The organism is Curtobacterium sp. PhB130 (genome assembly GCF_003755165.1).
Classification (GTDB): domain Bacteria; phylum Actinomycetota; class Actinomycetes; order Actinomycetales; family Microbacteriaceae; genus Curtobacterium.
The window spans coordinates 35,299-53,159 of the sequence record NZ_RKII01000010.1; the positions used below are offsets into that span (position 1 = coordinate 35,299).

General features: G+C 72.0%; 17 protein-coding genes. 10 read left to right on the forward strand and 7 right to left on the reverse strand.

Annotated features, from left to right (window positions below):
- Nucleotides 1–3: 3 nt before the first annotated feature.
- Nucleotides 4–849 carry an ADP/ATP-dependent (S)-NAD(P)H-hydrate dehydratase gene (locus tag EDF24_RS15915; RefSeq protein WP_123653666.1) on the forward strand — a complete coding sequence of 282 codons (846 nt, stop codon included), beginning with the start codon at nucleotides 4–6 and terminating at the stop codon, nucleotides 847–849.
- 591 nt (nucleotides 850–1,440) lie between these two features.
- Nucleotides 1,441–2,232: a glycoside hydrolase family 16 protein gene (locus EDF24_RS15920; protein ID WP_123653665.1), complete on the forward strand. Its 792-nt coding sequence runs from the start codon at nucleotides 1,441–1,443 to the stop codon at nucleotides 2,230–2,232.
- Between the two features lie 7 nt (nucleotides 2,233–2,239).
- Here EDF24_RS15920 and EDF24_RS15925 read toward each other — a convergent pair whose 3' ends face one another.
- A complete protein-coding gene (locus EDF24_RS15925; protein ID WP_123704165.1) occupies nucleotides 2,240–2,995 on the reverse strand; it encodes a YceI family protein in 756 nt (251 codons plus the stop codon).
- A 79-nt stretch (nucleotides 2,996–3,074) separates the two neighbouring features.
- On the opposite strand from EDF24_RS15925, the gene EDF24_RS15930 reads away from it, so the two are divergent.
- From EDF24_RS15930 to EDF24_RS15950, 5 genes are all read left to right on the forward strand, one after another.
- The gene (locus tag EDF24_RS15930; RefSeq protein WP_123704167.1) at nucleotides 3,075–4,337 is read left to right on the forward strand and encodes a glycosyltransferase 87 family protein; all 1,263 of its coding nucleotides are present in this window, start codon (nucleotides 3,075–3,077) and stop codon (nucleotides 4,335–4,337) included.
- Complete coding sequence (locus EDF24_RS15935; protein ID WP_123653662.1) at nucleotides 4,334–4,642, forward strand: thiamine-binding protein; 309 nt, start codon at nucleotides 4,334–4,336, stop codon at nucleotides 4,640–4,642. The genes EDF24_RS15930 and EDF24_RS15935 overlap by 4 nt, the downstream gene beginning before the upstream one ends.
- A gap of 126 nt (nucleotides 4,643–4,768) precedes the next feature.
- Nucleotides 4,769–5,764 carry a hypothetical protein gene (locus EDF24_RS15940; protein WP_123704169.1) on the forward strand — a complete coding sequence of 332 codons (996 nt, stop codon included), beginning with the start codon at nucleotides 4,769–4,771 and terminating at the stop codon, nucleotides 5,762–5,764.
- A gap of 125 nt (nucleotides 5,765–5,889) precedes the next feature.
- On the forward strand, nucleotides 5,890–6,078 hold the full coding sequence (locus tag EDF24_RS18940) for a hypothetical protein (protein WP_132049650.1): 189 nt from the start codon (nucleotides 5,890–5,892) through the stop codon (nucleotides 6,076–6,078).
- 312 nt (nucleotides 6,079–6,390) lie between these two features.
- The gene (locus EDF24_RS15950) at nucleotides 6,391–7,656 is read left to right on the forward strand and encodes an MFS transporter (RefSeq protein WP_123653659.1); all 1,266 of its coding nucleotides are present in this window, start codon (nucleotides 6,391–6,393) and stop codon (nucleotides 7,654–7,656) included.
- Between the two features lie 297 nt (nucleotides 7,657–7,953).
- On the opposite strand, the gene EDF24_RS15955 is transcribed toward EDF24_RS15950, so the two are convergent.
- From EDF24_RS15955 to EDF24_RS15980, 6 genes are all read right to left on the reverse strand, one after another.
- Nucleotides 7,954–8,625: a response regulator transcription factor gene (locus EDF24_RS15955; protein ID WP_123653658.1), complete on the reverse strand. Its 672-nt coding sequence runs from the start codon at nucleotides 8,623–8,625 to the stop codon at nucleotides 7,954–7,956.
- Between the two features lie 90 nt (nucleotides 8,626–8,715).
- Entirely contained in the window at nucleotides 8,716–10,038 is a 1,323-nt protein-coding gene (locus tag EDF24_RS15960; protein WP_123704173.1) for a hypothetical protein, read from the reverse strand.
- On the reverse strand, nucleotides 10,035–11,192 hold the full coding sequence (locus EDF24_RS15965) for a sensor histidine kinase (protein WP_123653656.1): 1,158 nt from the start codon (nucleotides 11,190–11,192) through the stop codon (nucleotides 10,035–10,037). Before EDF24_RS15965 ends, EDF24_RS15960 begins: the two co-directional genes overlap by 4 nt.
- Before the next feature lie 351 nt (nucleotides 11,193–11,543).
- Nucleotides 11,544–12,743 (reverse strand): homoserine O-acetyltransferase, encoded by a 1,200-nt coding sequence (locus EDF24_RS15970; RefSeq protein ID WP_123653655.1) that lies wholly within the window; start codon nucleotides 12,741–12,743, stop codon nucleotides 11,544–11,546.
- A gap of 334 nt (nucleotides 12,744–13,077) precedes the next feature.
- Nucleotides 13,078–14,409, reverse strand: coding sequence for a bifunctional o-acetylhomoserine/o-acetylserine sulfhydrylase (locus tag EDF24_RS15975; RefSeq protein ID WP_123653654.1), 1,332 nt, complete (start codon nucleotides 14,407–14,409; stop codon nucleotides 13,078–13,080).
- Nucleotides 14,410–14,569: 160 nt separating this feature from the next.
- Nucleotides 14,570–15,652, reverse strand: coding sequence for an acyltransferase family protein (locus tag EDF24_RS15980; protein WP_123704175.1), 1,083 nt, complete (start codon nucleotides 15,650–15,652; stop codon nucleotides 14,570–14,572).
- A 95-nt stretch (nucleotides 15,653–15,747) separates the two neighbouring features.
- Here EDF24_RS15980 and EDF24_RS15985 point away from each other — a divergent pair, with 95 nt between their 5' ends.
- From EDF24_RS15985 to EDF24_RS15995, 3 genes are all read left to right on the forward strand, one after another.
- Nucleotides 15,748–16,521, forward strand: coding sequence for an SDR family oxidoreductase (locus EDF24_RS15985; RefSeq protein WP_123653652.1), 774 nt, complete (start codon nucleotides 15,748–15,750; stop codon nucleotides 16,519–16,521).
- A gap of 91 nt (nucleotides 16,522–16,612) precedes the next feature.
- A complete protein-coding gene (locus tag EDF24_RS15990) occupies nucleotides 16,613–17,143 on the forward strand; it encodes a phosphoribosyltransferase (protein WP_185017108.1) in 531 nt (176 codons plus the stop codon).
- Nucleotides 17,140–17,859 (forward strand): Type 1 glutamine amidotransferase-like domain-containing protein, encoded by a 720-nt coding sequence (locus EDF24_RS15995; RefSeq protein ID WP_185021697.1) that lies wholly within the window; start codon nucleotides 17,140–17,142, stop codon nucleotides 17,857–17,859. Before EDF24_RS15990 ends, EDF24_RS15995 begins: the two co-directional genes overlap by 4 nt.
- Nucleotides 17,860–17,861: the final 2 nt, after the last annotated feature.

The following is a 17,861-nucleotide window of genomic DNA, read 5'->3' on the forward strand; positions in this document are numbered from 1 at the left end:
TCGATGAACGACTTCGTGCCCTTCTCCGTGTCCGACGCCGCCGCGTGGACGACCGCGCCGACCGGGGAGTCCACGAAGTACCGGCGAGGGGTGCTCGGCGTCGCGACCGGTTCGGCCGCCTACCCGGGTGCGGCGATCATGGGCGTCGACGCGGCCGTGCACACCGGGGTGGGGATGGTCCGGTACGTCGGACCCGACCGTGCGACGGACTTCGTGCTCGCCCGCCGTCCCGAGGTCGTGTCCGGCATCGGCCGCGTGCAGGCCTGGTTGGTCGGGTCCGGGATCTCGGCGTCCTCGCTCGGTTCGCTCGACCCGGCGACCGCTGCCGCCTTCGAGCACGCGTCCGAGGACGGCGTCCCGGTGGTCGTCGACGCCGGGGCGATCCCGCTGGTCGACCTCGGACCGCTCGCGGTGCTGACGCCGCACGCGGGGGAGCTCGCCGCGCTGCTGCACGTCTCCCGTGATGCAGTCGAGGAGGACCCGCGGGGCTCCGCGCTCCGCGCCGCCGAGCAGACCGGGAGCGTCGTGCTCCTCAAGGGCTCCGACACGCACGTCGTCACCCCGGACGGGTCCGTGCGGCTCGTCGCGTCCTCCGCCACGCCGTGGCTCGCCGCCGCCGGCGCGGGGGACGTCCTCGGTGGGGTGCTCGGGGCGCTCGTGGCCACCCGGGCGGGCTCCGGGGAGGTCGGTCCGGCGGACCTCGCGCACCTCGCGGCGGCCGCGGCGGTCGTGCACGGCACCGCGGCGCGGCGGGCGTCCGGCGGTGGGCCGTTCACGATGACGACGCTCATCGAGGCGCTGCCCGGTGTCGTCCGTGACCTCCTCGTGACCGGGGACGCGCCCGCCTGAGGCGCGCCGGGGTCGCCCGCTGCCGAGCCGGAGCGACAGGGTCGCTGTCGTACGACAGCACGGTTGTCGGTGTGCGGCGCGGCGCGCGGCGCGCGGCGGGAGCGCGGCGGGCGTGAGCGGCGCGCGGTGGCCGCCGCGTGCACTGGTCGCGACCACGGCCGGCCGGGAGGCTCGGTGGCGGACGGGTGCTGCGCCTCCAGGCCGGTGGGGTGTGCGTCCACGGCACGTGCGTGCGCATGTTCCGACACCGCGCCGGTCGATCGACTCCTGCGGTGTCGGAAGGCATCAGCGCACCCGCGGGGACGCGGCGCGTGCTCGCGGGAAGCCGCAACGACCGCGGGATCACGCATGCGGCGCGGGAGCCCGCACCGATCCCGCTGGCGGGGTGCGGGGTCCTCGTGGTGGACCCGGTGGACGCGTAGACAGACCTGTGAGGGACACCGCCGGATCGCAACCACGGGCCGGTCCGGTCCTCGGAACCGCTCGACCCAGAAAGCGATCCACGACCATGCAGGACGCACACCGCGCCGTGCGCCACGTCGATGACGACGACGGCAGCACCGCAGCTCCCACCCGACGCCGGGACGACCGATGAAGGTCTCCAGGTCACTGCTCGTGTTCGCCGCGGTCATCGCCGCCGGTGTCACCCTCGGCACCGTCTCCACGGCCGATGCCCGCGGGTGGGTGGGCGACCCCGCCTCGCCCTCCGCGACGTCGGTGTCCGCGCCGACCCCGACGCCCACCGTGCCGGCGAACGGCGCCGCCCCGACCTTCTCCGAGGACTTCGACACCCCGGCAGCTGCTGGTGGGCAGTTCGCCACCACCTACGCGGGGTCCTGGCAGCCGTACCCGGACGGCATGGCCAACCGGTACTGGTCGAACGAGATCATCAGCGCGCACGACGGCTACATGGACGTCGCGATGGACGGCAAGCGCGGGGCAGCCGGCACGTTCGGCACCCCGACGGGCGCGTGGGGACACGTCGGCGGGACGTTCAGCGTCCGGGCCCGGGCCACCGGTGGTGACGGCAACGGTGCCGCGTTCCTGCTGTGGCCGACCTCGAACGTCTGGTCCGAGGGGGAGGTCGACTTCCCCGAGGGCACCTTCCAGGGGACCGTCGGCGCGTTCAGCCACTCGATGGTGAAGGGCCAGGAACGGAGCGCGGTCGGGCTGCACACGGACGCGACGTGGCGGCAGTGGCACACCTACACGACCGAGTGGATCCCGGGGGAGGCGGTCCGCTACTACGTGGACGGGCAGATCGTCCTCACGGTGACACAGCACGTGCCGACCACGGCGCACCGGTTCATGTTCCAGATCGGCAACTGGGGGAAGCCAGGGCACCTCGAGATCGACTGGGTGAAGACCTGGGACCGTTCCTAGGCGGACGTCACCCCGCGGGCGTCGCGTGGACGAGGAACTCGACCGTGCCGTCGTCGTCGACCTTGACGAACCCGAGGCTCGGGGCCTGCACGCCGTAGTCGGCGAAGGTGATCGGGATCGAGCCGGAGATGTCCACGCCGTCGCCGTTCAGGCCGACCTCGAGCGTCGCGGTGACCGCCTTCGTGACGCCGTGGAGCGTCAGGTTCCCGCTCGCCTCGACCTGCTTCGTACCGGAACCGGTGGGGACCGCGTCGGCGATCGGACCCGTGAGCGTGAACGTCGCGGTGGGGAACGCCGAGGTGTCGAGCGCGGAGTCGCGGAAGTACGAGTCGCGCTGGGCGGAGTCGGTGGCGATGTCGGCGACCTGCACCGTGATCGCGGCCGCGGTGATCGAGGAGCCGTCCACCGTGGCGGTGCCGGTCACGCTGTCGGTGCGGCCGGTGACCGTGACGTCCGAGCCGTTCAGCACCTCGTGCAGACGGTAGCCGGCCTCCGAGTCCCCGCCGACGGTCCAGGTGCCCGCGAGGTCGCTCGCATCGAGCGTCGAGGGGGCGCGGCTGGCGGCGACGCTCGGTGCGGCCGAGGCCTTCGCGTTCTCGGTGTTCGAGTACACGTTCGTGCCGATCAGGACGCCGGCGACGCCGAGGACGACGACGGCTGCGGCGACGGAGATCCAGATGGTGGCGGTGCGGCGGCGGCGGGTGGGCTTCGGCTGGCGCCCGTTGCCGCTCCGCGGGTGCTCGGGGGTCCCGTTCGTGGTCACGGGGAGACGGTGACACGTCACTCTCGGGAAGTGCTGGGTGTCGCCGCTCCGCTCATCCGGTGCTCGCTACGCTCATCCGGTGCTGAAGTCGCGCTGGTTCGAGGTCGTCTGCTTCGCCGTGGCGTTCGTGATCGTGCACGCGGTGCTGTGGTGGCTGACGTCGGTGACGGCGAACCTCCCGCTGGGTGACGTGACGATCACCTACCGGCGCTGGATCGAGACCGGGCTGCACGCGCACTCCTGGGTCGGGATCGACTCGGACTGGGTCTACCCGATCGTCGCGATCGTGCCGATGGCCGCGGCGGCACTCGGCGGGGTCGCGGCCATCGGCACCGGCTGGCTCCTGCTCATGGTCCTGCTCGACGCCGTCGCCTGCTGGTTCCTCTGGCGGTTCCGCGCGCTCGGCGTCCGCGTCGTCTGGTGGTGGCTGGTGTTCCTGCTGGCGCTCGGCCCGATCGGCCTCGGGCGGATCGACACCGTCGCGACCGCGGTGGCGCTCGTCGGTGTGGCGTACGTCGCCTCCCGCCCCGCCGTCGCGTCGGCCGTGTTCACCGTCGCGGCGTGGATCAAGGTCTGGCCGGCCGCGCTCGTCGGGGTGCTCCTCGTCCTGCGGCGCGGACACCGGCGGGGTGTGCTCACGGGTGCGCTCACCGTCACCGCACTCGTCGTGCTCGTCGACGTGCTGTTCGGCGGCGCCGCGCACCTGCTCTCGTTCGTCGGGCAGCAGTCCGGCCGTGCGCTCCAGATCGAGGCGCCCCTCGCGACGCCGTTCATGTGGGTGGCCGCCGCGCACGTGCCCGGCGCCGCGGTGTTCTACGACACCGAGATCCTGACGTTCGAGGTGTCCGGCACGGGGACCCACCTCGCCGCGGCCGTGTCGACGCCGCTGATGGCGCTCGTCGTGCTGGCCGGGTTCGGGCTGGCGGTCTGGGCGGTCGCGCGCGGCGCCAAGCGCGCCGAGGTCGCCCCGGTGCTCGCGCTGCTGCTCGTCGCGGCGCTGGTCGCCACGAACAAGGTGGGGTCGCCGCAGTACATCGGGTGGTTCGCGGTGCCGATCGTGTGGGGGCTCGTCGCCGGGCGGGGGAGTGCGCGTCGCTTCCTGCCCGTGGCTGTGCTCGCGCTGCCGATGGCGTTCCTGACGCAGCTGATCTATCCCGCGTACTACGACCAGGTGCTCACCGTGCAGCCGTGGATCCTCGTGGTGCTCACCGTGCGGAACGTGCTCGAGGTCGTGATCCTGGTCTGGGCGGTGGTGCTCGTGGTGCGGCTGGGGCTCGGAGCGGAGCGATCCCGCGACACGGACGGGCGGCCGACGGTCGCCGAGGGCAGGATGGACGCATGATCGTCGCGTTCTCCATCGCTCCGTCCGGCGGCCCGTCCGCGTCCTCCGACGGCTCCGTCCACGATGCGGTCGCCGCCGCAGTGCGGGTCGTGCGGGAGTCCGGGCTGCCGAACCGCACCTCCTCGATGTTCACCGAGATCGAGGGCTCGTGGGACGAGTGCATGGCCGTGGTGAAGGCCGCGACCGACGCCGTCTTGCCCTTCGGGACCCGCGTCTCGCTCGTGCTCAAGGCCGACATCCGACCCGGACACACCGGTGAGCTGGACGGCAAGATCGAGCGGCTCGAAGCGGCGCTCGACGCCTGAGCCCCGAGGCGTGCACGCCCGGGACCCTGTGCCCCGATCTGGGGTCGACTGGGAGTTGGCTGCGTGAGAGATGCTCTCCTAGCGTGAGGACGTCCACATCCGTGGCGTCATCAGGGGGAGCACCACATGCCGTACGGCAACTACGAGTTCAGCAAGGACATGGGGGCCATCCGGGCCGACCAGGCAGCGTCCGCGAAGTCACTCAAGAGCATCGAGTTCGCCAGCGGGGCGAGCATGGTGTTCAACGGGCTCACCGCGCTCAACGCGGCGAAGGCCGCACGGAGCGCCCAGGAGCAGATCGCACTCCAGCAGGAGCAGAACGCGCTGCAGCAGGCCATGGCGGAGCAGACCGCCCGTCACGAGTTCTCGATGTGGCGGCAGACGCCCGAAGGTGCGGCCTTCGTGGACTGGCAGCAGCGCGCGGCCGCACTCATCCCGTTCCTCCGTGACCGGGACCGGTCGTGGCAGTCCGCCTGGGCCGGTGCCATCGGGCGCGCCCGTGCGGCGACCCCGGTCGACGAACAGCGTCGTGTCGCGGGGCAGCCCGCGAGGCTCCGCCAGACGCCGCTCAAGGTGCTGTCGATCGTCGCGTTCGTCCTGCTCGTGTTCCCGCTCGTCGGACTCGGGCTGGCGGCGCTGACGTCGGCGTTCTCGAACGGGCAGCAGGCGTACCAGGACTGCCTCGGCAACGTCAGCGAGATCCTCACGCGTGCCGAGTGCGAGGCGATCAGGCCCGGGAACCCGTTCGTCGGCCCGATCGTGTGGCTCGTCCTCCTCGCCGGCCTCGGCGTGCTCTTCACGGTGCTGCGTCGTGTCCGGATGCGCGCCGCGCGGAACGACCGTCGACTCGCGGACGAGTCGGCGGTGCGCACCGAGCGGTGGGGCTTCGACCCGCTGCTGACCACCGGCGCCTGGTACGGCTGGCACGAGTCCGAGTCCTTCCAGGGGTACGCCGACCGGCTCGAGCAGCTCGTCCGGAGCGGCGCCACGACCCGCCCGACCGCCGAGCAGCTCATCCGCCTCCAGGTCCCGACACCGTGGCAGTCGGCCGACCACCTGCCCGCCGAGGTGAACGCCTTCCTGGCGACCGTCCAGCAGGAGAACGCGTCGCTCGCGGTGTGAATCGGGGTGTCCTCCGGCGGGTCGCCGACACGCCGGAGGCCTCCCGCGGATGTCGGTGGTCGGGTGTCTCATGGGGTTCATCGAGCCGCACCCGGTGGTCCGATGACGACGAGGAGATCGCGATCATGGCGGACCTGACGATGCACGACGGTTGGTGCGAGGACTGCGATGCGCGGACGGTCGTCATCGACACCGACGCGCACGGCGAGCACGCCTGGGCGACCTGCGTCGAGTGCGGAGCGGGCTGGGTGCACCGTGACGACGCAACGGCCCCGACCGTCGTCGAGCGCGAACTTGAGCGCCGCGCGGCCTGACCTGCAGGACGCCCGCCCGCTCGAATCGTTTCGTGTCGGTGTCTTCCGTGGGTGTTTGGAGCGGTCTACACTGATCCGACCGGACCGTTGCCGCGGTCTGGCCCCGACCGGCTCCGGCTGGTCACCGACCGGCTCCGGCTGGTCCCCGACCGGCTCCGGCCGGTTGCTTCCGTTCACCGTCGAGCGGACCGGCTGCACGCCGGTCGCGATGACGCGGTCCCCAGCCTGGAGGCCCGGCGCGGCCCCGCAGCACGCCGCACCTCCAGCCACGGCTGGGTCCAGACCCGCCCTCCCGTTCGAAGACCAGGCACCATGTCACAGCTCACGCCCGCGCGCCGCGCACTCGCGCTCATCGCGCTCGCCCTCGGTGGCTTCGCCATCGGTTCCACGGAGTTCGTGGCGATGGGGCTGTTGCCGAACATCGCCGCAGCACTCCTGCCGACGCAGTACGCCGCCGACCCGGACGCCGGGGTCGCGCACGCCGGCTGGCTGGTGAGCGCCTACGCCCTCGGGGTCGTCGTCGGCGCGCCAACCATCGCCGCGATGTCGGCGAAGTTCCCGCGCAAGGGCCTCCTGCTCGTGCTGCTCATCGGCTTCGTGGTCGCAACGATCGCCAGCGCGATCCTGCCGTCGTTCGGGCTCGTCCTGGTCGCGCGCTTCGTCGCCGGGCTGCCCCACGGTGCGTACTTCGGGATCGCGTCGATCGTGGCCGGCGACATCATGGGTCCTGGCAAGCGCGGCAAGGGCATCGCGATGGTGCTGCTCGGCCTGTCGATCGCGAACGTCGTGGGTGTTCCCGCGATCACCTGGATCGGGCAGAACGCCGGCTGGCGTGTGGCGTACGGCGTCGTCTCGGTGCTGTTCGCGGCCACCTTCCTCGCCGTCGCGGCGTTCGTGCCGCGGAGCGCCCGTGACGAGTCGGCGTCCATCGGCCGCGAGCTCCGGGCCTTCCGCGTCCCGCAGGTGTGGCTCGTGATGGGCCTCGGCGCCGTCGGGTTCGGCGGGTTCTTCGCCGTCTACTCGTACATCTCGCCGCTCGTGCAGAACGTCACCGGGTTGTCGGAGGGCGCGGTGCCGCTCGTCCTCGTCGTCGTCGGGCTCGGCATGGTCGTCGGCGGTGTCCTCGGCGGGCACCTGGCGGACCACAGCGTCAAGCGCACCATCTACTTCGGGATGTTCGCGCTCATCGGGGCGTTGCTCGTGACCGTGCTGACCGCGCAGTTCACGGTCGGCATCTTCGTCGGGGCGTTCCTGCTCGGTGCGACCTCGTCCGCGATCCCGCCCGCGGTGCAGTCCCGGCTGATGGACGTCGCCGGCGACGCACGGACCATCGCGGCAGCGCTCAACCACTCGGCGTTCAACATCGGGAACTCGCTCGGCGCAGCGCTCGGTGGCGCGGTCATCGCCGCCGGGTTCGGCTTCGTCGCACCGGGTTGGCTCGGCATCGTGCTGGCGCTGCTCGGCGTCGGCATGACCGCGATCAGCTACGGCGTCGAGCGCCGTTCGACCCGCCGTGCGCGCGTGTCGTCCCCGCACCCCACGACCGGCCCGATCACGTCCCCGATCCCGATCGTCTGACCCCGCTTCGCGCCGCCCGATGCGCTGTCCCGCTCCGTGAGCGTGCTCGATCTCGGTCGGCGCAGCTCGCTCGACGGGCGGTCACGACGCACCGTGCTCGGCAGACGTGAGCGGTGTGTCGTGACCGGTGGGGTCACGCCGCAGTGCCAGGCACGCACCAGCGTCGCACCGCGCGGCACCGCACCGGGAAACGGACACAGCACCACGGGATCCCGTGGTGCTGTGTCCGTTCCGTGGTGCGAAGCCCGGAGCGCGGGCATCCCGGCGCCCGGGCCCCGCGCCGAACCGAGCGCGCGACTACAGCCCGTGCGGGCTGCCGTCCTGCACGATGATGCCGTCGGTGATCGCCCGCTTCCGGAGCGCCACCTTCGTGCCGACGTCGAAGCCGGCCACGCGGTACTTCTCGCGGATGCGCTTGAGGTAGCTCTTCGCGGTCTCCTCCGAGATGCCGAGCTGGTACGCCACGCTCTTCACCGGCTCGCCACCGCCGTAGAGCGCCATCACCCGGCGCTCCTGCGCGCTGAGCTTCGGCACGCCGCCGACGTCGCCGCTGTTGATCGCCAGGTCGAGTTCTGCGGAGACGTACTGCTCGCCGCGCTGTGCGGAGCGGATCGCCTCGACGATCATCTCGGCGTCCTCGCTCTTCACGAGGTAGCCGAGCGCGCCGGAGCCGAGGGCTTCACGCACGACGTTCGGCTCCGAGTAGGTGCTCATCACGACGGTCTTCACGCCGGCCGTCTTCAGCGTCGAGATCTTCAACGAGACCGGGATCGAGTCCTTGAGGTCGAGGTCGAGGAGCACCACGTCGACCGGGAACGCGGGGCTCGTGAGGAGCTCCGGCCAGGTCGTCACGGCGGCGACGAGCGTGATGTCGTCGGCGGCGCCGCGGATCCACTCGGTGAGCGCGCCGAGGAGCATCTTGTGGTCGTCGACGAGGGCGAGTCGGATCGGTTCCTCTGGAGTCGCCATGCTGGCGTCCTTTCTCGTGGTCTGCGTGGCCGAGCCTAGGTGGTGGGCCCACTCGGCGAGGACAGGCTGGTCAGGGTGTCCGGCAACCCGTCACATCGTGGGGTGCCGGTTGACGACGCAGTGCGCGACGATGTGCAGCGCGCCGTCCCGCATCGTGTCGGTGTACGGGCCGATGCGCGCCAGGCCGCTCCACGCCGTCGGACCGAGCCGGCGCCGGGTGACCCCGCGCGACTCGATGACGATCGGGACGTCCATCGTGTCGTCGGAGACCGGGTGTCCGGCGGTGCCGACGGGGCCGAGCGTCACGGAGACCATCGGGACGCCGGGCTGCAGGCCGCGTCCGTCGCCGACCATCTGCCAGAGCGCCTGCAGCAGACCGTCGCGCTGCGCGGGCGTGAGGTGCCCGGCGAGGGAGCTCGGATCGGCGACGCTGACCGCACGGCCGAGGTGGTCGGACTCCGTGATCGCGTGGTAGAGCCAGGTCTCGCGGCGGCCCTCGATGAGGTGCAGGCGGAGCTCCGTGGCGAGCGACGCGGCGACCGAGGACGACGCGTCGGACAGGGGGAGCGGGTCCGTGCCGTTGGCGACCGCGTCGAGGAGCTTCTCCGCGGCGAGGTCGAGTCGGGCGAGCTCGTCCGAGGCGAGCATCCCGACCGCGAACTGCGGCGCGGTGACGTTCGACTGCACGAGCACCCGGTCGAGCTCCCGCTGGACGAGCTGCCGGAAGCGGTGGGTGACGAAGATCGCCACAGAGGGCGGGACGATCACGAGCGCGAGCATCGACAGCAGCCCGGGGATCGTCTCCGAGGTGATCGGGGTCGACGCGATCGACATCCCGACGAACGCGAGGCCGAGGACGGTGATGGCTGCAGCGACCTCCCGCGCGGGGCGGAGCGTCGCCACGGGCAGGAGCGCGAAGCCGGCGGCCACCGAGGCGCTCGCGGTGTGGGCGAGGTCGTGCTCCGGCCAGACGCCGATGAAGTCGAGGGTGACGACGCAGCCGAGCACCACGCAGATCAGCGCGAAGGCCAGCCCGGTCAGGCGTTCGCCGTAGGTCATGACGCTGAGGCCGACCCCGACGGCGGCCACGATGAACAGCATCCACGCGGCGGCCGGCAGCCACGGATCGGTGTAGCCGTTCCAGTGGGCGAGGAAGACCGCGATGCCGGCGACGGCCTCGACCGCGGTGAGCACCGCGGCGCCGAGACCGAGGTGTCCCGCACCGAGCGAGGCTCCTGGCTTCGCCGCCTGCCGCAGCGATCGTGCCCCGGTGGAGGTCGAGGGGAGGCCGCGCGCCTGCCGACGTTCGGTGCCCCGATAGCGCTCACGGGCCTCCCGTCGGGTCCGCGGAGCGGGCTGCGCGCTCTCACCGGGGAGACCGCGACCGATGGTGTCCTCGGGGATGCGGCTCATCGGGGCGCCTCCAGGACGACGGTCGTGCCGGAGCCCGGCGCGGAGAAGAGGCGGGCGTCGCCGCCGACTTCGCGGAGGCGGTTCACGACGCTCTCCTTGAACCCGAGCCGTTCTTCGTCGATCGCGCCGATCTCGAAGCCGACGCCGGAGTCGGTGACCATCGCGCGGACCATGTCGTTGTCGTGCACGATCGTGACGTGCGCCTCGGCGACGCCGGCGTGCCGGCGGACGTTCTCCAGGCACTCCGCGAGGGCGAGCAGGAACGCGTCGAGGACGTTCGTGGGGAGGAGCACCTGACCGGTGCCGTGCCAGCTGACCTCGAGCCCCATCCGGCCGAAGCGCTGCTTGACCGACTCGAGGGTCTGCCCGAGCGGGGACTCCTCGGTGCGGGTGAGGGAGTAGTCGCCGGACTGCTGGGGCTGCGGCGTCGCGCCGAGCCGGAGGTGCCGGAGGAGTCTGGCGTCCTCGGCTGCCTGCTCGCGCATGGCCTGCTCGGAGACGCCGACGCCGGAGTGTGCGAGGAGCGTGAGCGTGGCGAGGACCGTGTCGTGCAGGAGGCGCGCGCCCTGGCGGCGCTGCGCCTCGGTCTCGCTGGCCTGCCGCTCCGCGCGGTGGGCCGTGCCGATGCTGTAGATGCGGCGGGCGACCCGGGGGATGCTCCGGGAGATCCAGAACGCGACGACCGCGGTGAGCACCCAGCCGAGGGCAGCGCCGCCGACCGGGGAGGTGAGGACACCGCCGGTGGCGTTGACCATGATCGCGAGCGACGCGACACCGCCGAGGACCGTCAGACCGAGGCCGACCAGGTGTCCGCGCTGCGCCATCAGCAGCGAGGAGAGGCCGCCGGCGGCGAGGGGGACGAGTGCGCTGGCCACGACCGGGCGGGCGTCGGCGTCGGCACCGGTGGTCAGGAGGAAGAGCGCTCCGAGGCCGGAGACGAGCGTCAGCGCGGTCCACCACACGGCGCCGTTCCATCCGAAGACGACGAGGGCGGCGACCATCACGACGATGCAGGCGACGCCGGCGGCGAGCGGTCCGGCGGGGACGGCGAGGGAGCACAGGATGCTGACCAGGCTGACGAGCGTGCAGATGATCCCGACCACACGGGTCGTCGACCGGAGGAGTCGGTCACGTTCCTGTGCGAGGGGTTCCATCGGGGTCCTGATCGGTTCTGTTCTCGTCGGTGGTGCGATCGGCCGGGCGGCGGTGCGTTGCGGTGCGGTGCGGCGGCGGTGCGCTGCGGTGCTGTGCGGCGGCGGTGCGGTGCGCGTCGGCGCGGCTGGTCCGGCCATCATTCCACGGGCGACACCCATTGGGGGGTGTTCGGCACGCCCGCCAGTTGGGTTTGGCAACGAAGTTGTTATTGCAGTTGCGATCAGAACCGGGGGACCGGCGTCAGCTGGACGGAACACGTCCAGCAGGTGCGCACATCGTCCAGGCGGCCGGCCGGCCGCCGCGCGGGGCGGCCAGCAGCCGCGCGGGCCTCGCGCCCGACGCCGCGCGGCTCAGCCCAGCAGCCGCCGCAGGTGCGCCCCGACCGCCTCGTGCTCGATGAGGAACCCGTCGTGCCCGAACTCGCTCTCGATCACCGCGGCCCGGTCCCCGTCGAGCGTGTCCGGGATCCCCGCGGCGATGCGGTGCTGGTCCTCCACCGGGAACAGGCGGTCGCTCGAGATCCCGACGACCAGGGTCCGCGCCGTGATCCGCCCGAGCGCCGCAGCGACACCGCCCCGCCCGGCCCCGAGGTCGTGCGAGTCCATCGCGTGCGTCAGTGTCACGTAGGTGGACGCGTCGAAGCGCCGGGTGAACTTGTTCCCGTGGAAGTCGAGGTAGCTCTCCACCGAGAACCGTCCGTCGTCGCCGAGCGGGGACACGTCGGACTGCCAGGAGCGGTCGAAGCGCCCGTTCAGCTCGTCGGACGCGCGGTACGTCATCATCGCCATCCGCCGGGCGAGGGACAGCCCACGGGAGGGGCCGTCGCCGGGGTCGGCCTCGAAGTAGTCGCCGCCGGCGAACCCGGGGTCCATCTGGATCGCGGCGCGCTGCAGCGAGTTCGCGGCGATCTGGTCTGCGGTGGTCTGCGCCGTGCTGGCCAGGACGGCCAGCCGCGCCACGCGCGACGGGTACGAGGCGGCGAACTCCAGCGCGTGCATCCCGCCCATGGAGCCGCCGACGACCGCGGCGAACGTGTCGATGCCGAGCGCGTCGGCGAGCTGGGCCTGCGCGGCGATCTGGTCCCGCACGGTGACGAACGGGAACCGGGAGCCCCACTCGACGCCGTCCGGGGACACCGACGACGGCCCCGTCGAGCCCTGGCACCCGCCGAGCATGTTCGGTGCGACGACGAACCACCGGTCCGTGTCGATCGCGCGGCCCGGGCCGACGACGTCGCCCCACCACCCGGCGGTGCGGTGCCCGGGGCCGGCTGCGCCCGCCACGTGGGAGTCGCCGGTGAGCGCGTGGAACACCACGATCGCGTTGTCCCGAGCCGCGTTCAGTTCGCCCCAGGTCTCGTAGGCGATCCGGACGCTCGGCAGGCGGCCGCCGCGGACCCACTGCTCGCCGAGTGCGGTGAAGTGCCGGGATCCGGGGTGGTCACCAGGGCGCCAGGCACCCGTGACCGGGGGTTTCCCCAGTGTGCCGAGTGCGGTGCCGGGCACCAGGGTGGACGGCACGGAGTCCTCGGGAGTCGTCTGCCAGTCCATGGTGCGTCCATTCTCCCGGACGGGGGCGTGCCCGGTCGCCGTGTTACGTCGTCCCGGTCGCGTCCGGCGGTGGTGTGGTCGGACCGGACGGGAGGCTCGGCTCGGCTCCGCCGCGGTCGTCGCGTCCGCGGGGGGCGACACCGTCGCTGTCGTACGACGACGGGGACGTCGCTGTCCGGCGGGTGCAACAGTTGCACACGCGAGGGAACGACGAGGTCGCTGTCGTACGACAGCGACCTCGTCGTTCTGGGTCGGGAGCGCGCGTCGGGAGCGCGCGTCGGGAGTCCGCGTCGGGAGTGCGCGTCGGGAGCGCGGGTCGGGAGCGCGGGCGGCGCTACGCGCGGAGGCCCTCCTGCGCGACGGCACGGGCTGCGGCGAGCCCGGCCTCGAGGTCCGCCTTGAGGTCCTCGACGTTCTCGATGCCGACCGACAGGCGGACGAGCCCCGGCGTGACACCGGTCGTCAGCTGCTGCTCGGGCGTGAGCTGCGAGTGCGTCGTGGACGCCGGGTGGATGACGAGCGAGCGCACGTCGCCGATGTTCGCGAGGTGCGAGAACAGCGACAGGTTGTCCACGAGCGCCCGGCCCGCGTCGACACCGCCCTTGAGCTCGAACGACAGCACCGCGCCGACGCCCTTCGGCGCGTACCGCGTGGCGGCGCCGTACCAGGGCGAGGTCGGCAGCCCGGCGTACGCGACCGTGGCGACGTCGGGGTGGCGGTCGAGCCACTCCGCGATCTCCTGCGCGTTCGCGACGTGGCGTTCGATGCGGAGCGAGAGCGTCTCGATGCCCTGCAGCAGCGCGAACGCCGTGTCGGGGGAGCTCGAGGCACCGAGGTCGCGGAGCAGCTGCACGCGCGCCTTGATGATGTAGGCCAGCGAGTTGCCGACCGCCTCGGCGAAGACGGCCCCGTGGTAGGAGGGGTCCGGCGTGTTGAACTCGGGGAACTTCTCCGGGTGCTGCGACCACGGGAAGGTGCCGCCGTCGACGATGACGCCGCCGATGACGGTGCCGTGTCCACCGAGGAACTTCGTCGCGGAGTGCACCACGATGTCGGCCCCGTGCTCGAACGGACGGATCAGGTACGGCGTCGCGATCGTGTTGTCGACGATGAGCGGCACGCCGGACTCGTGCGCGATGTTCGCGACGGTGGTGATGTCGAGGACGTTGATCTTCGGGTTGCCGATGGTCTCCGCGAAGAACAGCTTCGTGTTCGGGCGGACCGCACGGCGCCACTCCTCGGGGTCGTCCTGGTCCTCGACGAAGGTGGTCTCGATGCCGAGGCGCGCCAGCGTGTACTTGAACAGGTTGTAGGTGCCGCCGTAGATCGACGACGACGACACGATGTGGTCGCCGGCCTGCGCGATGTTCAGCACGGCGTACGTCTCGGCGGCCTGGCCGGAGGCGACGAGGAGCGCACCGGAACCACCCTCGAGCGCCGCGATGCGCTGTTCGAGGACGTCGTTCGTCGGGTTCATGATGCGCGAGTAGATGTTGCCCGGCTTGGCGAGGGCGAAGAGGTCACGCGCCTCGTCCGAGTTCGCGAAGACGTACGAGGTCGTCTTGTAGATCGGCGTGGCCCGGGCACCCGTGGTCGGGTCCGGCTGTGCGCCGGCGTGGACCTGCGTGGTCTCGAACCGCCACTGCGCGGCGTCGTTCTCGGTCATCTCGTGCTCCTGTCCGTGCAGCTGGTCGTCGGGTCGCCGTGGGCGCCGGTCGGGAGGAACGGCGCGCCTTCACGTCGTCGCACACGCTACGGACGTGGCCGGTCCGGCACCACCGCCCCCGTCTCGTGACGTAACGCATGTCGACGCCTGCGCGGAGATGTCACTGCCGGAACAACCAGCGCACGTTCGGCTCGAGGAGCCAGTGCATGCCGCGGCGGACGAACGGCTGCGCCAGGAACAGGCTCACTGCGCAGGCGATGACGACCATGAGGAGCACGAACGGCCACGCGGAGTGCGGTCCGGCCAGGACGCCGGACTCACGGATCGGGTAGAGCACGAACGTGTGCAGCAGGTAGACGTACATGGTCGCTGCGCCGAACTGCGTGATCCAGACGTTCCGCCGGGGGACCAGCACCAGGAAGGACGCCGTCAGCAGCGTCGCGAGGAGCATCAGCCCGAAGCGCACCGCACCGGCCCACCACGCGTCCTCGCCGAGCCCCGAGTAGGAGTCGTCGTAGAAGAACCAGTGGTGCAGGTCGAACTCCTTGAACTGCGGGATCCACAGCGCGCAGGACACCGCCCACGCCAGGAACACGATCCCGGCGGCGACCCGGACCCGGACGACGGTGCGCCGGGACGCCTCGTACCAGCGGTCGAACACGCCCCACTGCTTCACCTGCCACCCGAGCAGGAAGAACGGCAGCAGGCTGATCGCCCGCGACAGCGAGAGCGTCGAGTCGACGTTGTCGAAGTACCCGACGCCGATGCTGAACACGACGGCCCAGAACAGCGGCCACCGCAGCTGCGCGAGGTACGGCAGGATCAGCTTGAAGATCCCGAGGGCGAGCAGGAACCAGAGCGTCCACGTCGGCTGGGTCGGGTTGAACTTCTTCCCGCCCTCGACCAGCGCCTGCACCACGGTCCAGATCGTCTGCATGATGATGTACGGCACGACGATGTCGGTGATCGTCCGGCGCATCCGCTTCGCCGTCGGGGTGTCCGCGGACGAGAAGTACCCGCTGATCACACCGAACGCCGGCATGTGGAACGCGTAGATGAACGTGTACAGCGCGAGGGCGTGCTCGCTCGCCGTCGTCTGTCGCTGGATCGCGTGGCCGATCACCACGAGCGTCACCGCGATGAACCGCGCGGTGTCCCACATCGGGATCCGGCGAGGGGTCTTCCCGGGTTCGAGCCTCGTGTCCGGGGTCGAGGGTGCCGGGGGCGCAGCGTCCGTCGTCATCGGCGGTCACGTTACCGGATCGTGATGTGCGCGGTTCGGTACGGTTGTCCGGACATCGCATCGGTGTCGGATCTGACCTGCGCTGGAGGAAGCACATGGCACGTCGCGTCGTCGTCACGGGAGCGAGCTCGGGGATCGGGGCGGCCACCGTCCGTCTGTTCACCGCGCACGGATGGGACGTGCTGGCCGTCGCCCGACGCGCCGAACGGCTCGCGGCGCTCGCCGAGGAGACCGGCGCCGACACCCTCGTGGCCGACATCACGGTGGCCGAGGACGTGGCGGCGCTCGCTGCGCGCGTCGCAGAGCTCGGGGGAGCCGACGTGCTCGTCAACAACGCCGGCGGCGCCTTCGGGTCCGCGAGCGTCGAGGACTCCGACGTCGACGACTGGCGCGCGATGTTCGAGGTCAACGTGATCGGCACGAAGCGCGTCATCGCGGCACTGCTCCCGCAGCTGCGCCGTCGCGCTGCCGATGCCGGGAGCGCCGACATCGTCACCGTGACGAGCACCGCGGGCTTCACCGCCTACGAGAACGGCGGCGGGTACAACGCGGCGAAGTTCGCCGAGCACGCGCTCGTCGGCGCGCTGCGGCTCGAGCTGAACGGCGAACCGATCCGCGTCGTCGAGATCGCCCCGGGCCTGGTGAAGACCGACGAGTTCGCGCTCGTCCGGTTCGGCGGCGACGAGGCCAAGGCCGCCGCGGTGTACGACGGCGTCGAGGACCCGCTGACGGCTGACGACGTCGCGGCGGCGATCGTGCACTCGGTCGAGCTGCCCGCCCACGTGAACCTCGACCTCATCACGATCCGTCCGGTCGCGCAGTCGGCGCAGCACAAGCTCGCGCGCGGACACCTGTCGCCCAAGTCCTGAGCGGCACCGGACCGCCCGGGCTCGCGTCCGCACGCGCCCGGGCGGCGACTGCGGGTCGCGGCAGTGGCATCCCTGCCGGTACCGTGGTCGGATGCCGATCAGCAGCGAACCCGCCGAGTCCCCGTCGCCCGCTGTCGTGACCGTGACGAGCGGGCCAGAGGTCCTGGGCTGGCTCGAGTTCGGCGACGCGGCACGACTCCTCGCGAAGGACGTCCTCTCCGCCGGGTTCGAACCCGAGGTCGTGGTGGCCGTCGCCCGCGGCGGACTCATCATCGCCGGGGCCGTCGCCTACGCGCTCGGCACCAAGGAGTGCGGCTCGATCAACGTCGAGTTCTACACCGACGTCGAGCAGCGCCTCGAAGAGCCCGTCGTGCTCGCACCGGCGCTCGACGCCCCGAGCCTGGCGGGCAAGCGCGTCCTCGTCGTGGACGACGTCTCCGACTCCGGGCGCACCCTCGCCCTCGTCGTGGACATCATCGCGAAGGCCGGCGCCGACGTCCGCAGCGCGTGCCTCTACTCCAAGCCGGGCACCGTCCTCGAGCCCGACCACGTCTGGCGTCGCGTCGACGGCTGGATCACGTTCCCCTGGAGCGCCCTCGCGCCCGTGACGGCCGAGTCGTGAGCATCCACCTCGTCGGCGGCGGACTCCTCGCCGCGTCCGACGCCGCTGCTCCCTTCCTCGCCGAGGCGACCGCCAGGTCCGCCGCGGTCGGCCGCACCGTCCCGCGCATCGGGCTCCTCTCGGTCGCCGGCCCGGACGGCTCGAGCCCCTCGTCCACCGCGGACATCGCGGAGACCCTCGGCGGCGCCCGTGCCGCGGAGGTCCTCGTGACCGAGGTCGCGCCCGGCCAGCCGTTCAGCACCGCCGTCCTCAGCGACATCGACGCGCTCGTCATCGGCGGCGGCCGCACCCCGGACTACCTCGACGCCATCGCGCCGCTCGTGGACCAGATCCGGCTGCTCGTCTCGGACGGGCTGCCCTACCTCGGCTACTCGGCCGGCGCGATGATCGCCTCCGACCGCGCGCTCCTCGGCGGCTGGCGCGTCGGCGGCGTCGAGGTCTGCCCGGAGGGCGCGTCCGAAGGTCTCGACGAGGTGGAGCTCCGCGAGGGCCTCGGCCTGGTCGACCTCACCATCGACGTGCACGCGGTGCAGGCCGGCACCCTCGCGCGGCTCATCGCCAGCGCGGAAGCCGAGTTCGTCACGGCGGGTCTCGCCATCGACGAGGACACCGCACTCGTCGTCGGCGAGGGCGCGCTCGAGGTCCGCGGCTCCGGCAGCGTGTGGCGGGTGGTGGCCGGCGACGAGTCGGTCTCCGTCGGGACCATGGGCGCGTAGCA

What these genes read in the sequence shown, in the direction of transcription:
- EDF24_RS15915 (WP_123653666.1), top strand. Translation starts at nt 4, where the DNA reads ATGAACGACTTCGTGCCCTTCTCCGTGTCCGACGCCGCCGCGTGGACG.
- EDF24_RS15975 (WP_123653654.1), bottom strand. Translation starts at nt 14,409, where the DNA reads ATGACCGAGAACGACGCCGCGCAGTGGCGGTTCGAGACCACGCAGGTC.
- EDF24_RS15955 (WP_123653658.1), bottom strand. Translation starts at nt 8,625, where the DNA reads ATGGCGACTCCAGAGGAACCGATCCGACTCGCCCTCGTCGACGACCAC.
- EDF24_RS15960 (WP_123704173.1), bottom strand. Translation starts at nt 10,038, where the DNA reads ATGAGCCGCATCCCCGAGGACACCATCGGTCGCGGTCTCCCCGGTGAG.
- EDF24_RS15990 (WP_185017108.1), top strand. Translation starts at nt 16,613, where the DNA reads ATGCCGATCAGCAGCGAACCCGCCGAGTCCCCGTCGCCCGCTGTCGTG.
- EDF24_RS15940 (WP_123704169.1), top strand. Translation starts at nt 4,769, where the DNA reads ATGCCGTACGGCAACTACGAGTTCAGCAAGGACATGGGGGCCATCCGG.
- EDF24_RS15920 (WP_123653665.1), top strand. Translation starts at nt 1,441, where the DNA reads ATGAAGGTCTCCAGGTCACTGCTCGTGTTCGCCGCGGTCATCGCCGCC.
- EDF24_RS15950 (WP_123653659.1), top strand. Translation starts at nt 6,391, where the DNA reads ATGTCACAGCTCACGCCCGCGCGCCGCGCACTCGCGCTCATCGCGCTC.
- EDF24_RS15980 (WP_123704175.1), bottom strand. Translation starts at nt 15,652, where the DNA reads ATGACGACGGACGCTGCGCCCCCGGCACCCTCGACCCCGGACACGAGG.
- EDF24_RS15985 (WP_123653652.1), top strand. Translation starts at nt 15,748, where the DNA reads ATGGCACGTCGCGTCGTCGTCACGGGAGCGAGCTCGGGGATCGGGGCG.
- EDF24_RS15935 (WP_123653662.1), top strand. Translation starts at nt 4,334, where the DNA reads ATGATCGTCGCGTTCTCCATCGCTCCGTCCGGCGGCCCGTCCGCGTCC.
- EDF24_RS15970 (WP_123653655.1), bottom strand. Translation starts at nt 12,743, where the DNA reads ATGGACTGGCAGACGACTCCCGAGGACTCCGTGCCGTCCACCCTGGTG.
- EDF24_RS15965 (WP_123653656.1), bottom strand. Translation starts at nt 11,192, where the DNA reads ATGGAACCCCTCGCACAGGAACGTGACCGACTCCTCCGGTCGACGACC.
- EDF24_RS18940 (WP_132049650.1), top strand. Translation starts at nt 5,890, where the DNA reads ATGGCGGACCTGACGATGCACGACGGTTGGTGCGAGGACTGCGATGCG.